Below are 13969 nucleotides of genomic sequence, written 5' to 3'. Positions count from 1 at the left end.
GGGGCGGAGCGAATGCACGTCGTCTTTCGCGAAAGCCGGGGGCTTGAGGAAACCGCCACCCCGACCGATCTGGGCCAGAGTCCGGCGGATCTGGTCGTGCTGTCCTTTTCCGACAGCGATCTTGGCGCCTTCGCGGAAGGCTGGCGGTGCGGTGGCGGGCCCGAGGGCCACCTGCCGTCGCTGCGGCTGGCCAATCTGTCCGCCCTGACCCATCCGCTCTCGGTGGATGTCTATGCCGAGCAGACCCTCTCGGGCGCGCGGGCGGTGCTGGTCCGATTGATCGGAGGGCTGCCCTACTGGTCCTACGGGATGGCGCAGTTGCAGGAACTGGCGCGCGAGCGCGATATCGTCCTGGCGGCGCTGCCGGCGGATGGACGGCCCGATCCGCGGCTGGACGAGGTATCCACCCTGCCGCAAGACATTCTGCGCCGGCTGAGCCGGCTTTGCGATACGGGCGGCGCCGCGGCTGCCCGTGCGGCGCTGGTCGAACTGTCTCGCGCCGCCGGTCTGACGACGGAGGCGGTCCCCGAGGTCGGGGTTCTGCCGCCGGTCGGCGCCTGGACGCCCGAACATGGCGTGATCTGTCCGGCCACCGTCCTTGCAGACGGCGATCACCCACGGATCCTGCTGGTGTTCTACCGTGCCCATCTGGTGGCCGCGGACATGGCGCCGGTGGCGGCGCTTTTCGACGCCTTCCGCCAGCGCGGTTTCGAGGTGGGGGCGCTGTTCGTGCCGTCTCTGAAGGCGCCCGGCGCCGGCGGCTGGCTGGCCCGGCAGCTGTGCCGGATGGCCCCTGATGCGATCGTCAACCTGACCGCCTTTTCCGGACGCGGAGAAGTGACGAAAGCCGGGCGCGGCGACGAGGCGGGCTCGCCGCTGGATGCGGCCGGGGTACCGGTGTTTCAGGTGGCGCTGGCTACCTCCTCCCGCGAGGCCTGGGCTGAGGCCGAACGTGGCCTCTCGCCCGCTGATCTGGCCATGCATGTCGTTCTGCCCGAGGTGGACGGGCGGATCTTGGCCGGGGTGGCCTCGTTCAAGGCATCCCAGCCGCGTGACGACGCATTGCAGTTCGCCCGTAACGTCCATTGCCCCGAACCGGACCGGATCGCGGCCATAGCCGCGCGGGTCGCCGGCTGGGTGCGTCTGGCACGGCGACCGGCGGAACAGAGGCGGGTGGTCCTGGTGCTGTCCACCTATCCCGGTCGCGAATGGCAGCTGGCGCATGCGGTGGGGCTGGACGCGCTGGCCTCGGTGCAGGCGATGCTGGAGGATCTGGCCGGGGCCGGATACGACACCGGCAGCGATGGGGCCGGCGGGGGTGCGCAGCCGGGCGAGGGCCGGGATGCGGATCAGGGTGCGGATATGGCGGCGGAGCTGCAGATGGCGCGTATGCACTGGCCGTTGCGGGAATATCTGGCGGCGCTTGCGACTCTGCCCGAGGCGTTGCGCGAGGCGCTGCAAGCCGCCTGGGGCCCGCCCGAGGCCGATCCGGACTGCATCGACGGGCAGTTCCATTTCCGTGCGCTGCGGCGCGGCAGGGTGGTGGTGGCGCTGCAACCCGAACGCGGTTGCCCCGAGTCGCGGGCGGACGACTATCACGATCTCTCGCGCATTCCTCGGCATGGCTATGTGGCCTTCTATCTGTGGCTGCGCCAAGGCCTTGGCGCCGATGCGCTGGTGCATGTGGGCGCCCATGGCACGCTGGAATGGCTGCCGGGCAAGTCGGTGGCGCTGTCGGCGCAATGCTGGCCCGAGGCGCTGGCGGGCAGCCTGCCGGTGATCTATCCCTTCATCGTCAACGACCCCGGCGAGGCGGCCCAGGCCAAGCGCCGGATCGGCGCGGTGACGCTGGGCCATGTGCCGCCGCCCCTGCGGCCCGGTGCCAGCCCCCCCGGCCTGACCCGGCTGGAGGCGCTTCTGGACGAGTTTTCCAATGCCGACGGGCTGGACCCGCGCCGGTGCGACCGGCTTCAGGACGATATCCGCTCCGAGGCACAGGCGCTGGGGATCGAGGACGATCTGGGCCTTGAGCGGGCCGCCAGCGCCGCCGAGGCGATCACCCGCATCGACCGCTTCGTCTGCGACGTGAAGGACAGCCAGTTCGGCGAGGGGCTTCATGTGTGGGGGCGCGGCGATGGCGGGGGCGATGACGCCTTCGCCCGCTCTGCCCGGGCCGAGCGGCGGGCGCTGCTGGCGGCGCTGGCGGGGCGGTGGATCGCGCCGGGGCCGTCGGGGTCTCCCTGGCGGGGGCGGCGCGACGTGCTGCCCACCGGGCGCAATCTGTTCACCACCGACCCGCGCGCGGTGCCCACCCGGGCCGCCCATGCCCAGGGCGTGCGGCTGGCCGACGAGCTGCTTCGCCGCCATCTTCAGGACCAGGGCGACTGGCCGCGGGCGCTGGTGGTGGATCTGTGGGGCTCGGCCACCATGCGCACCGCGGGCGAGGAATTCGCCATGGCGCTGCATCTGATCGGGGTGCGGCCGGTTTGGGATGCGGGCTCGGGGCGGGTGTCGGGAATTGAGATCCTGCCGCTGGCCGAGCTGGACCGGCCGCGCATCGACGTGACGCTGCGGATCTCGGGGCTGTTCCGAGACGTGTTCGCGCCGCTCACGGCGCTGTTCCAGCACGCGGTGCGGGTACTGGCCGAACGCGCGGAGGCGCCCGAGTGGAACCCCTATGCGGGCCGCGCGCAGCTGGCGCGGGTCTTTGGCCCGGCACCGGGCAGCTACGGGTTGGGGCTGGGTGATCCGGCCGGACCTTCGGGGGCGGATGCCCGCGCCGCCGCTGGCCGGGCCTGGCTGGCGGCAAGCGCCTGGGCCACCGAAGGCGAACGCGCCACCCCCGACCCCGAGGGCATTGCCCGGCGGGTGGCAGAAGCGGATGGCTTCGTGCATCTTCAGGATCTGCCCGAAACCGACCTGCTGCTGGCCGCCGATTACGCCGCCCATGAAGCCGGTTTTGCCGCCGCCAGGGAGCAGGCGGGGGGCGGCGCGGTGCGGCTGTGGCATCTGGACAATACCGATCCCGCCATACCCCGTGTCCGCACGCTGTCGGAGGAACTCGCCCGCGCGGTCCGGGCCCGCGCCGCCAATCCCGACTGGATCGGCGGCATGATGCGCCATGGCTTTCGTGGCGCGGCCGAGATTGCCGCCACGCTGGAGCACATGGCTGCCTTTGCGCGTCTGGCCGGGGTCGTGGGGTCGCATCTGTTCGAGCTCTATCACGACGCCACCCTGGGCGATGCGCAGGTGGATGCCTTCCTGCGCGCCGCCAACCCGCAGGCTCGGGCGGCAATGGCGGCCACCTTCCGTGCCCTGCTCGACGAAGGTCTGTGGCAGACGCGGCGCAACTCGATCCGGGCATCGCTGGAGGAAAACCCATGACCAAGCCGCAGATCAGGGGCTGGTGCCCCGGTGCGCACCGGCCGATGATGTCGGGTGATGGGTTGGTGCTGCGTGTGCGCCCGCGGCTGGCACGGCTGACGCGCGAACAGCTACTAGGACTGTGCGCTGCCGCCCGGCGCCATGGCAACGGGGTGATCGAGCTGACCAACCGCGGCAATCTGCAACTGCGCGGGGTCCGCGCCGACAGCCACCCGGCGCTGCTTGCGACGCTGTCCGCACTGGGGCTGCTGGATGACGACCCGACATTGGAGACGCGCCGGAACATCTTGGTCCAGCCATTCTACCCGGCTCCAGAGCCAAAGGCGTATCGGACCGGCGCTTTTCCCCAAGACGCAGCCGAAAACATGCCCGAAGACCCCACCGTGCGGCTGGCCGCGGCTCTTGAGGCGCGCTTGGCCGAGCTGCCCGCCCTGCCGGTCAAGTTCGGCTATGCCATCGACATTGGGGCCGGGCGCTGGCTGGGGGACTGCTCGGCCGACATCCGGCTCGAGCGGGGGGTTGATGGCGGGCTGATCCTGCGTGCCGACGGGGCCGCAACCGGCCGCCCGGTGGACGAGGCGCGGGCCGTGGATGCGCTGATCGAGATGGCCTGGTGGTTCGACCGCCACCGTGACCCCGGCATGCGGCGCATGGCGCAGCTTGTGGCCGCGGGCGACCTGCCCCCGGCGTGGCAGGGAACTGCGCCCGCACCGGCCCGGCCCGCGCCGCGCCCCGGCCCGGCCGGCGGCGGCCCGCAGCCCGGACCGCTGGTGGGGCTGCGCTTCGGGCAGATACCGGCTGCGGCTCTTGCCCGGGTGGTCGAGCACAGCGGGGCGGCGGCGATCAGGGTGACGCCGTGGCGGCTGCTCTGTCTGGAAGGTGGTCGGATGCCCCGGAGTGACGCGGTGATCACCCGCTCCGGCAATCCGCTGCTGGCAGTGGATGCCTGCCCCGGTGCCCCTCACTGCCCGCAGGCACAGGCCGCCACCCGCCCCCTTGCGGCGGATCTGGCCCCGCGGCTGCGCGGGTCGCTGCATGTCTCGGGCTGTGCCAAGGGCTGCGCCCGCAGCCGCCCCGCGCAGGTGACTCTGGTCGCCCGCGACGGCCGGTTCGACCTGATCCGCGACGGCTGCGCCGGCGACAAGCCGGAACGGCGCGGCCTGAGCCCCGAAACCCTGTTGGCCCTGTTGAGCGAGGCAGAAACCCCCTGATGCCCTACAGATACGAAACCGACGGCGCGGCGATCTACGCGCAATCCTTTGCTACCATCCGGGCCGAGGCCGACCTCGATCGCTTCAGCCCCGAGGAAGAGCAGGTCGCCGTGCGCATGATCCACGCCGCCGGCATGATCGAGCTGGCCCCGCTGATCCGCTTCTCGACCGGCTTCGTGGCCACCGCCCGCGCGGCGCTGGAGCGGGGCGCACCGATCCTGTGCGATGCCCGCATGGTCTCGGAGGGCGTCACCCGTCCCCGGCTGCCCGGCGGCAATGCGGTGATCTGCACCTTGCGGGATCCGCGTGTGCCGGATCTGGCGGCGCGAATGGGTAATACCCGGTCGGCCGCGGCGCTGGAACTGTGGCGGCCGCATCTGGACGGGGCACTGGTGGCGGTCGGCAATGCCCCCACGGCGCTGTTTCACCTGCTGAACATGCTCGAAGATCCCGACTGCCCGCGGCCAGCGGCAATCATCGGATGCCCGGTGGGCTTTGTCGGCGCGGCCGAGAGCAAGGCCGCCCTGTGGGCCGCGCCGCCGGTGCCCTGCTGCATCGTCGAGGGCCGCCTTGGCGGCAGCGCGATCACGGTCGCCGCCATCAACGCCATCGCCAGCCGGAAGGAATAGTCCCGAATGGATGCCACCTCCACCTGCCTCGGCACGATCTACGGTCTTGGTCTTGGCCCCGGGAATCCGGACCTGATGAGCTTGCGCGCCCACCGCCTGCTGAGCGGGGCACGCAACGTGGCCTATTTCCGCAAGGCCGGCCGGCGCGGGCAGGCGCGCAAGATCGTGGACGGGTTGATCCCGGAGGGCGCGCTGGAAATACCGCTCGAATACCCGGTGACCACCGAGATCCCGGTAACCGATCCGCGCTACAACGCCTGCCTTGCAGCCTTCTATGCCGAGGCCAGCGCGCGGCTGGCCGACCTGGCCCGACGCGGCGAGGACGTGGTCGTGCTGTGCGAGGGCGACCCGTTCTTCTATGGCTCGTTCATGCATCTGCATGCCCGGCTGCACGACCGGGTCCCGGTCGAGGTGGTCCCGGCGATCACCGGCATGTCCGGGGCCTGGACGGCGACCGGAATCCCGGTGACTTGGGGGGACGACGTTCTGACGGTGCTTATGGGCACACTGCCCGAGGCCGAGCTGATCCGGCGCATGTCCGATACCGATGCGCTGGTGGTGATGAAGATCGGGCGCAACTTCGCCAAGGTGTGCCGGGCGCTGCGTGCGGCGGGACTGCATGATCGTGCCTGGCTGATCGAATATGCGCAGATGCCGAACCAGAGGGTGGCGCCGCTGGTTCGAGCGGGCGAGCGGGTGGCGCCCTATTTCTCGATCATCGTGGTGCACGGGCAGGGGCGCAGACCATGAGCGGCTGGCTGAAAATCGCCGGGCTGGGACCGGGACCCGCTGCGCAGATCACCCCCGAGGTCGCGGCGGCGCTGGCCGAGGCCACCGATGTCGTGGGTTATGCGCCCTATGTGGCGCGCATCGCTCCGCGTCCGGGGCTGGCGCTGCATAGCAGCGACAATCGCGAAGAGCTGAGCCGCGCCCGCCACGCCCTGGCGATGGCGAGCGAAGGGCGGCGGGTGGTGGTGGTCTCCTCGGGCGATCCGGGAGTCTTTGCCATGGCCGCGGCACTGTTCGAAGCGCTGGAAGACGGCCCCACCCGGTGGCGCGATCTGGACATCGCCGTGTTGCCCGGCATTACCGCCATGCTGGCGGCGGCGGCGCGGGCAGGAGCACCTCTGGGCCATGATTTCTGCGCCATCAACCTGTCGGATAACCTCAAGCCCTGGGGGCTGATTGAGCGGCGCCTGCGGCTGGCGGCCGAGGCCGATTTTGCAATGGCCTTCTACAACCCGCGCTCAAAGGCGCGACCGCAGGGCTTTGCCCGCGCGCTGGAAATCCTCCACGCCTGCTGCGGCGGTGACCGCCCGATCCTGTTCGCGCGCGCGGTGGGTTCGGCGGCCGAGCAGCTGACCCTGGTTGCCTTGGCCGAGGCCCGTCCCGAGATGGCGGACATGCGCACCGTGGTCATCTTGGGTTCCTCGCAAACCCGCATCATCGCCCGACCTGAAGGGCCGATACTCTATACCCCAAGATCGGTGCCGGAATGATCCAGCCAGTCGAGAACCCGCGCCACCTCGTGAAACTCGCGCCGGGCGGGCAGCGCCGGGCGCTGGATCATCACCACCGGCAGGCCGAGCGCGCGGGCGGCGTCGATCTTGGCCCCGGCGCCCGAGCCGCCGGCGTTGCGGGCCACCAGCATCTGAATGTCGTGGTCCTGCATCAGCGCAAGGTCGCCCGCAATGGTGAACGGCCCGCGCGCCACCACCACTTCGGCTCGGGACAGGGGCATGGTGTCGGGCGCCTCCACCAGCCGGCACAGGTAGAAATGCTGCGGCTGAGCGGCGAAGGCGGCCAGATGCTGACGCCCCAGTGCCAGGAACACCCGCCGCGCCGGCCCGGCCAGGGCGGCCACTGCGGCGGGGATGTCGGGCACCACACGCCAGTCGTCGCCGGGCTGCGGCCGCCAAGGGGGGCGGGTCAGTGCGGCCAGGGGCAGGTCGGCTTCGGCGCAGGCGGCAACCGCGTTGCGGCTCATCTGAGTGGCAAAGGGATGGGTTGCGTCGATGACATGGGTCACGGCGGCATCGCGCAGGTAGCGCACCAGCCCGGCCACGCCTCCGAAGCCGCCGATGCGCACGGGCAGCGGCTGCGGGCGGGGGGTTTCGACCCGGCCGGCATAGGAATAGGTGGCGGCGATACCCCGCTCGGCCAGGGCGCGGGCCAGGGCGTTGGCCTCGGTGGTGCCGCCGAGGATCAGGAGATTGGGACGCATGGGTGATACTCCGTGGCTAACCATCGTGGGCCTAGGCGAAGATGGACCGGACGGCCTGCCGCCTGCAAGCCGGGCTGCGCTGGAAGCGGCCGAAATCGTGATGGGTCCGCCGCGGCATCTGTCGCTGTTGCCCGAGCTTGCGGCCGAGCAGGTGGAATGGCCCATCCCCTTTGCCGGGGGGGTGGCAATTCTCGAAGGACTGCGCGGGCGGCGGGTGGCGGTGCTGGCGTCGGGTGATCCGTTCTGGTTCGGAGCGGGTTCGGTGATCGCGCGCCATTTCGCCCCCCATGAATGGCGCGCCCTGCCGGGGGTTTCGTGCTTTTCGCTGGCCGCCGCGCGGCTGGGCTGGCCGCTTGAGCAGATCGAGACGATGGGCCTGCATGCCTCGTCCCTGTCACGGCTGCGCCCGTATCTGGCGCCGGGGCTGCGCGCCATCGTCACCCTGCGCGACGGCGATGCGGTGGCGGATCTGGCGCGCTGGCTGGTGGCGCAGGGTTTCGGCAAAACCACCCTGCATGTGATGGAGGCGCTGGGCGGCCCGCGCGAGCGCATCCGCCGCACCACGGCGGCCGCATTCAACTGCACCGACGTGGGGCATCCGGTCTGCGTCGCCCTCGACTGCGCGGGCGAGGGTGCGGGCGGCGGTGCCGTGATCCCGCTGGCGGGGGGGCGGCCGGACAGGCTGTTCGAGAATGACGGGCAGATCACCCGCCGCCCGGTGCGGGCGCTGACGCTCTCGGCGCTGGCGCCGCGCCCGGGCGACATGCTGTGGGATATCGGCGGCGGCTCTGGAGCAATCGCACTGGAATGGCTGCTGGCGCATCCGCGGATGCGGGCGGTCACGATCGAAGCGCGCACCGACCGGGCCGCGCGCATCCGCCGCAATGCCGAGACGCTGGGGCTTGATGGTCGGCTGGATGTCGTCACCGGCGCCGCGCCGAAGGCGCTTGCCGGGCTGGCTTTGCCCGACGCGGTATTCATCGGGGGCGGCTTGTCCGAGGCCCTGCTGGCACATCTGTGGACGGTGCTGCCCGAGGGCACGCGGCTGGTCGCCAATGCGGTCACGCTGGAAAGCGAGTCACTGCTGGTCCGCTGGCACGCCGATAAGGGGGGCGAGCTGCTGCGCATCGCGCTCTGCCGCGCTGCGCCGCTGGGGCCGCGCCGGGGCTGGAAGGGCGACTGGCCGATCCTGCAATGGAGCGTCTCACGATGATCGTCGCGGGATTCGGCCTGCGTGCTTCGGCGACCGAGGCCAGCCTCGCCGAGGCGCTGGAGCGGGCCGCCTGGGGCCTGGCTCCGGAGCTGATCGCGGCGCCTGCCGACAAGGCCGCGGCCCCCGCCCTGAATGCCCTTGCCGCAAGGCTGGGGGTGCCGGTGCGCGCCGTCACGAGGGCTGAACTCGCGGCCGCCCCTTCGACGCCCACGCAATCGCCCCGCATCCTTGCCCGTTACGGCACCGGCAGCGCGGCCGAGGCCGCGGCGCTGGCCGCCGCCGGGCCGGGCGCGCGGCTGTTGTGGCCACGCCGGATTTCCGCCGATCGCCGCGCCAGCTGCGCGGTCGCCATTGCAGGAGAGACCCCATGACCGTTCATTTCATCGGTGCAGGTCCCGGCGCCGCCGACCTTCTGACCCTGCGCGGGCGCGACCTCATTGCCTCGTGCCCGGTGTGCCTCTACGCTGGGTCTCTGGTGCCGAAGGCGGTGCTGGCCCACTGCCCCGAGGGCGCACGCATCGTCAATACCGCCCCAATGGATCTGGATGCGATCATTGCCGAGATCGCAGCCGCCCAAGAGCGGGGGCAGGATGTTGCGCGCCTGCATTCGGGAGATCTGTCGATCTGGTCGGCCATGGGAGAGCAGATACGCCGCCTGCGGGCGCTGGGGATCCCGGTTACCGTCACCCCCGGCGTTCCGGCCTTTGCCGCCGCAGCAGCAGCGCTGGGGGCCGAGCTGACCCTGCCGGGGGTCGCCCAGTCAGTGGTTCTGACGCGCACGCCCGGACGGGCCTCGTCCATGCCGCCGGGCGAGACGCTGACTGCCTTTGCCGCCACCGGGGCGACGCTGGCCATCCACCTGTCGATCGGCAATCTTGACAGGGTGGTGGCGGATCTGACCCCGGCCTACGGCCCCGACTGCCCGGTGGCGGTGGTCTGGCGTGCCAGCTGGCCGGATCAACGCATCATCCGCGCCACGCTGGCCACCGTCCGCGCGGCGGTGGATTCGGGCATCAGCCGCACCGCGCTGATTCTGGTCGGCCCGGCGCTAGAGGCCGAGGGCTTTGCCGAAAGCTGCCTTTATTCTGCCGATTACGACCGCCGCTATCGCCCGCAGAGCGCCGACAGTCCCTGGGCCGGCTGGAGAGAAGGCGATGACTGATCCGCACGCGAGACGGTTGCCGCCGGGACTGATGATCTCGGCCCCTGCCTCGGGGACCGGAAAGACCACGGTGATGCTGGGGCTGACCCGGGCGCTGACCGAGGACGGGCTGATCGTGCAGCCCTTCAAGAGCGGCCCCGACTATATCGATCCTGCCTTCCATCTGGCCGCTGCGGGGCGGGATTCGTTCAACCTCGACAGCTGGGCCATGGGCGAAGGGCTTCTGGCGGCCATTATCACCCGCGCCACGGGGGCCGATATGGTGCTGGCAGAGGGTTCGATGGGGCTGTTCGACGGGGTGGCCCGGCCGGGGGCTGCCGGTTGTGGGGCTAGCGCCGAGACGGCGCAGCGCTTCGGCTGGCCGGTGGTGCTGGTGCTGGATGTGGGCGGGCAGGCGCAATCGGCCGCAGCCACCGCCGCGGGATTCCGCGACTATCAGCCGGGGCTGCCCTTTGCGGGGGTGATCCTCAATCGTGTGGCCAGCCCCCGGCACGAGCGACTGGTTCGGCTGGGAATGGAACAGGCCGGCATCCCGGTGCTGGGGGTGCTGCCCCGACGCGGTGATCTGAAACTGCCGGAACGGCATCTGGGGCTGATCCAGGCGGTGGAACATGCCGACCTTGAGGCCGCCATCGCCGCCTATGCCGCCTTTCTGCGCGAACATGTGGATCTGAAGGCGATCGTTCAGGCGGCCTCGGGGGCGGGACCCGCGCGCCCCGGCCCGCTACCCGCGCCCCCCGCGCAGCGCATCGCTCTGGCCCGGGATGAGGCGTTTTCCTTCACCTATCCGCATCTTCTGGCCGGCTGGCGCGCCGGCGGGGCCGAAATCCTGCCCTTTTCGCCGCTGGCCGACGAGGCCCCCGACCCGGCTGCCGATCTGGTCTGGCTGCCGGGGGGCTATCCCGAGCTCCATGCCGGGCGCATCGCCGCCGCCGGGCGTTTTCTGGCCGGCCTGCGGCGCCATGCGCGGACCCGCCCGGTTCACGGTGAATGCGGCGGTTACATGGTGCTTGGCGCGGCACTGATCGACAAGGCGGGGCAGCGCCACCGTATGGCCGGGCTGCTGGGGCTGGTTGCCTCCTATCAGAAGCGCCGGCTTCACCTGGGCTATCGCCGGGCCGAGCTGCGCGCAGCGATGCCCGGCTTTGCCCCGGGGCGGGTGCTGCGCGGACACGAGTTCCACTACAGCAGCATCCTCGAACAGCCCGACGCGCCGCTGGCGTGGGTAACGGATGCCGAAGGGGCCGATGTGCTCGAGACCGGCTCGGTGCGCGGCCGGGTAAGTGGCACCTTCTTCCATCTGATCGCCGAGGAGGCCCCATGAGCACGGCATATGATCTGACCCTGATTGGAATCGGCACCGGCAACCCCGACCATGTGACGGCCGAAGCGGCGCGGGCCATGCGCGAGGCCGATCTGATCCTGATCCCCCGCAAGGGCGCGGACAAGGCCGATCTGGCCGATCTGCGCAAGCGGATCGTGACCCGAATCTGCACCCATCCGCCGCGGCTGGTCCATTTCGGCATGCCGGCGCGGCGCGCCGACGACGGCTATTTGCGTGGGGTCGAGGAGTGGCACGACGCCATCGCCGGGCGCTGGCAGGCGGCGATTGCCTCGGTCCGGCCCGCCCCGGCCCGCGTGGCGTTGCTGATCTGGGGAGATCCGTCGCTTTATGACAGTTCCCTGCGCATTGCCGGGCGGCTGGATCCGCCCCCGCGGCTGCGGGTGATCCCCGGCATTACTGCCCTGCAGGCGCTGACCGCCGCCCATGCGATTCCGCTCAACGAGATCGGCGCGCCCTTTTCGGTGACCACCGGGCGACGGCTTCGCCAGCAGGGCTGGCCCGAAGGGTTCGACACGGTGGCGGTGATGCTGGATGGGGCCTGTTCCTTTCAGACCATCGACCCGGCGGGGGTCGAGATCTGGTGGGGCGCCTTTCTCGGCATGGAGGAGGAAATCCTGATCCGCGGCCCGCTGGCCGAGGTGGGCGGGAAAATCGCCGAAACCCGCGCCCGGGCCCGGACCGAACATGGCTGGATCATGGACATCTACTTGATGCGGCGGGCCGGGACCGGTGAGGAGCGTTAAGGCCGGTTATGAGCTGACGTGGTATCGGCATGTGGCATTTTTCCGATGCCATGCGATTTTCCGTTGCAAAAGCGCCGCTTTCGCAATTATCTGGCGGGGCTTGGTTCCGTCGGCGCCAGCCGGCGGCAAGAGGGAATACCGGTGAGGTTGTCATCCGCGACCAAGGCCGGAGCCGCCCCCGCGACTGTAAGCGGTGAGCGAAGGCCCATCTGAGCCACTCCGGGCACTGTGCCGGGGGGAAGGCGGGCCCCAGCCATGACCCGCAAGCCAGGAGACCTGCCAGGCAGACGAAACCGCAACCGGCCGTCGGGTGCGACGGCAAGGAGGATCTGAAAGATGACGACAGGAACGCTTGACACAACCGCCGCCGGAAGCCGCATCGCGCCGGCGCTGCTGGCCGGGGCCATCGGCTTGGTGCTGATCGTGCTGGCGGGGATGGCGCAGTCGACGGTTCTGCATGACGCCGCCCATGACGTGCGGCACGCCACCGGCTTCCCCTGCCACTAGACCCATGTTCTCCCGCATCATTACCAGCGCGCTGTTCGCTGGGGCCGGAGCAGGGCTGATTGCCGCCCTGTTGCAGCTGGTGTTCGTGCAGCCGGTACTGCTGCACGCGGAGCTCTACGAATCGGGGGCGCTGGTCCATTTCGGGGCCGCGCCGGTCAGCGCGCAGCAGCCGCTGCCGGGCCTTGACCCCATGCGCGACGGGCTGAGCATCCTGTTCACCCTGTTCACCTATACCGGCTTTGCGCTGGTCATGGTGGCGGTGATGTCGCTGGCCGAGGCGCAGGGCCACCCGGTGCGGGGACGCGCCGGCATCCTGTGGGGGCTGGGGGGCTTCATCGCGGTGATCTTCGCGCCGGGGCTGTCGCTGCCGCCCGAGGTGCCGGGCGTGGCTGCGGCTGATGTGCTGCCGCGCCAGGTCTGGTGGGTTTCCACCGTGATCGCGGCGGCCGTGGCGCTGTGGCTGATCGCCTTCGGACGCGGCTGGACCGCCTGGGGCACGGCCGCCCTTCTGCTGCTGGCACCGCATCTGATCGGCGCGCCCGAACCGGACAGCTTTGCCGGGCCGGTGCCGCCCGAGATTGCTGGACAGTTTGCCGCCCGCGCCTTTGGCGTGGCCATGGCGGGCTGGGTGAGTATGGGTGTTCTCGCCGGCTATTTCTGGCAGCGCGAGGGCACGCTGTCCGAGCATCAGCCAGCCTGATCTGGTAGCAGTCGCTAGACTCTGAGCAGCCCCGCCGCCCCGTGGCGGCGGGGTCGTTTTGTCTTTCCCTTCGCGGGTCTTGCGATCCTCATCCTTGACGCGAACGCTGGGAATATTCACGGTTTCCGGGCCAAAGGTGCCAACCAGTTGCCGCTTGCGGCGCCCGTGCCGGTAGCCGATCTTTGCATCGCCGTTGCGACCGTACTGGCAGCGGCCCGGAAACTGCTCCAGTTCCTCCTCGAAAACCGCCTCGATCAAAGCACGGATGTTCTGCCGCAGCCAATCCTGGATCTGGTCATGGCCAACCTCTCCCGCCAGCGGCGCGGGTGTCTATCTTGCTGTATTCGTTGTCATGGCGTGATCTCATCGGCAGTTCCTGGCGCCGGTTGGGTGGTGTTAGCTCACCCGGAAATTGTGCCGTCCTCGAGTTTCGACCAAACGCGCGACACTACTGCAACCTGCGCCGATGTCTTTTTCTTCGACCGTGTTCAAGGTGAGCGCGTTTGGACCGTGGCACCGGCTGGAACCGGGGCCGGGAAGTGCGTGTTTTCAATGGCCGAAGCTGGAAACAACCCCGGCGCCAGAGGGCACGATACCGGAGCAGCCGCTGGCGTTCGCCACCAGCGGCAGTGCCGACGACCCCTGCGCAACAGCGCTGCCAGACGAACCTTCGCGCCGGGCGAGGTCGCCATCGACACGGATCCACATCCGCCGGTGACCGCCGGTCGCCCCGGCAAGGGCCGTGATGCGGTGCCGCGAAACCGGGCGGCTGCGGGGCGGCTCCGAAACCTGGCCGGCCGGGGTTGCCGGCGCCCCGAAACCGGGGCTCTCCGGCCGAGCCATTCGTCCCG

14 protein-coding genes and 1 riboswitch are annotated in these 13969 nt (G+C 70.5%); of the genes, 12 read left to right on the top strand and 2 right to left on the bottom strand.

Going from position 1 to position 13969, the window contains the following annotated elements:
* Window positions 1-12: 12 nt before the first annotated feature.
* The 5 genes from cobN to cobJ are packed head-to-tail and all read left to right on the top strand — an operon-like array spanning window position 13 to window position 6723.
* On the top strand, window positions 13-3384 hold the full coding sequence (gene cobN / locus ACZ5CM_RS08715) for a cobaltochelatase subunit CobN (RefSeq protein WP_464637714.1): 3372 nt from the start codon (window positions 13-15) through the stop codon (window positions 3382-3384).
* Window positions 3381-4595 carry a cobalamin biosynthesis protein CobG gene (locus ACZ5CM_RS08710; protein ID WP_464637712.1) on the top strand — a complete coding sequence of 405 codons (1215 nt, stop codon included), beginning with the start codon at window positions 3381-3383 and terminating at the stop codon, window positions 4593-4595. Before cobN ends, ACZ5CM_RS08710 begins: the two co-directional genes overlap by 4 nt.
* The gene (locus tag ACZ5CM_RS08705; RefSeq protein WP_464637710.1) at window positions 4595-5224 is read left to right on the top strand and encodes a precorrin-8X methylmutase; all 630 of its coding nucleotides are present in this window, start codon (window positions 4595-4597) and stop codon (window positions 5222-5224) included. Before ACZ5CM_RS08710 ends, ACZ5CM_RS08705 begins: the two co-directional genes overlap by 1 nt.
* 6 nt (window positions 5225-5230) lie before the next feature.
* On the top strand, window positions 5231-5974 hold the full coding sequence (locus tag ACZ5CM_RS08700; RefSeq protein WP_464637708.1) for a precorrin-2 C(20)-methyltransferase: 744 nt from the start codon (window positions 5231-5233) through the stop codon (window positions 5972-5974).
* A complete protein-coding gene (cobJ, locus tag ACZ5CM_RS08695) occupies window positions 5971-6723 on the top strand; it encodes a precorrin-3B C(17)-methyltransferase (RefSeq protein ID WP_464637706.1) in 753 nt (250 codons plus the stop codon). The genes ACZ5CM_RS08700 and cobJ overlap by 4 nt, the downstream gene beginning before the upstream one ends.
* Here cobJ and ACZ5CM_RS08690 read toward each other — a convergent pair.
* On the bottom strand, window positions 6696-7448 hold the full coding sequence (locus ACZ5CM_RS08690; RefSeq protein ID WP_464637704.1) for a cobalt-precorrin-6A reductase: 753 nt from the start codon (window positions 7446-7448) through the stop codon (window positions 6696-6698). The genes cobJ and ACZ5CM_RS08690 overlap by 28 nt on opposite strands.
* On the opposite strand from ACZ5CM_RS08690, the gene cbiE reads away from it, so the two are divergent.
* From cbiE to ACZ5CM_RS08655, 7 genes are all read left to right on the top strand, one after another.
* Window positions 7447-8661 (top strand): precorrin-6y C5,15-methyltransferase (decarboxylating) subunit CbiE, encoded by a 1215-nt coding sequence (cbiE, locus tag ACZ5CM_RS08685; RefSeq protein WP_464637702.1) that lies wholly within the window; start codon window positions 7447-7449, stop codon window positions 8659-8661. The two genes, ACZ5CM_RS08690 and cbiE, sit on opposite strands and share 2 nt — an antisense overlap.
* A complete protein-coding gene (locus ACZ5CM_RS08680; RefSeq protein WP_464642549.1) occupies window positions 8658-9032 on the top strand; it encodes a cobalamin biosynthesis protein in 375 nt (124 codons plus the stop codon). The genes cbiE and ACZ5CM_RS08680 overlap by 4 nt, the downstream gene beginning before the upstream one ends.
* Window positions 9029-9823, top strand: coding sequence for a precorrin-4 C(11)-methyltransferase (gene cobM / locus ACZ5CM_RS08675; protein WP_464637700.1), 795 nt, complete (start codon window positions 9029-9031; stop codon window positions 9821-9823). Before ACZ5CM_RS08680 ends, cobM begins: the two co-directional genes overlap by 4 nt.
* Entirely contained in the window at window positions 9816-11147 is a 1332-nt protein-coding gene (locus tag ACZ5CM_RS08670) for a cobyrinate a,c-diamide synthase (RefSeq protein WP_464637698.1), read from the top strand. The genes cobM and ACZ5CM_RS08670 overlap by 8 nt, the downstream gene beginning before the upstream one ends.
* Window positions 11144-11911 (top strand): precorrin-6A synthase (deacetylating), encoded by a 768-nt coding sequence (gene cobF / locus ACZ5CM_RS08665; RefSeq protein WP_464637696.1) that lies wholly within the window; start codon window positions 11144-11146, stop codon window positions 11909-11911. The genes ACZ5CM_RS08670 and cobF overlap by 4 nt, the downstream gene beginning before the upstream one ends.
* A gap of 84 nt (window positions 11912-11995) precedes the next feature.
* Window positions 11996-12209: riboswitch (cobalamin riboswitch) on the top strand.
* 38 nt (window positions 12210-12247) lie between these two features.
* Window positions 12248-12418 (top strand): CbtB domain-containing protein, encoded by a 171-nt coding sequence (locus ACZ5CM_RS08660; RefSeq protein ID WP_464637694.1) that lies wholly within the window; start codon window positions 12248-12250, stop codon window positions 12416-12418.
* A 4-nt stretch (window positions 12419-12422) separates the two neighbouring features.
* Entirely contained in the window at window positions 12423-13118 is a 696-nt protein-coding gene (locus tag ACZ5CM_RS08655; RefSeq protein WP_464637692.1) for a CbtA family protein, read from the top strand.
* 549 nt (window positions 13119-13667) lie between these two features.
* Here ACZ5CM_RS08655 and ACZ5CM_RS08650 read toward each other — a convergent pair.
* Window positions 13668-13961, bottom strand: coding sequence for a hypothetical protein (locus tag ACZ5CM_RS08650; protein WP_464637690.1), 294 nt, complete (start codon window positions 13959-13961; stop codon window positions 13668-13670).
* Window positions 13962-13969 lie beyond the last annotated feature (8 nt).

Source organism: Piezobacter thermophilus (assembly GCF_055386745.1).
Note: the sequence above shows the minus strand (reverse complement) of the source record. Positions and strands in the feature narration are given on the sequence as shown.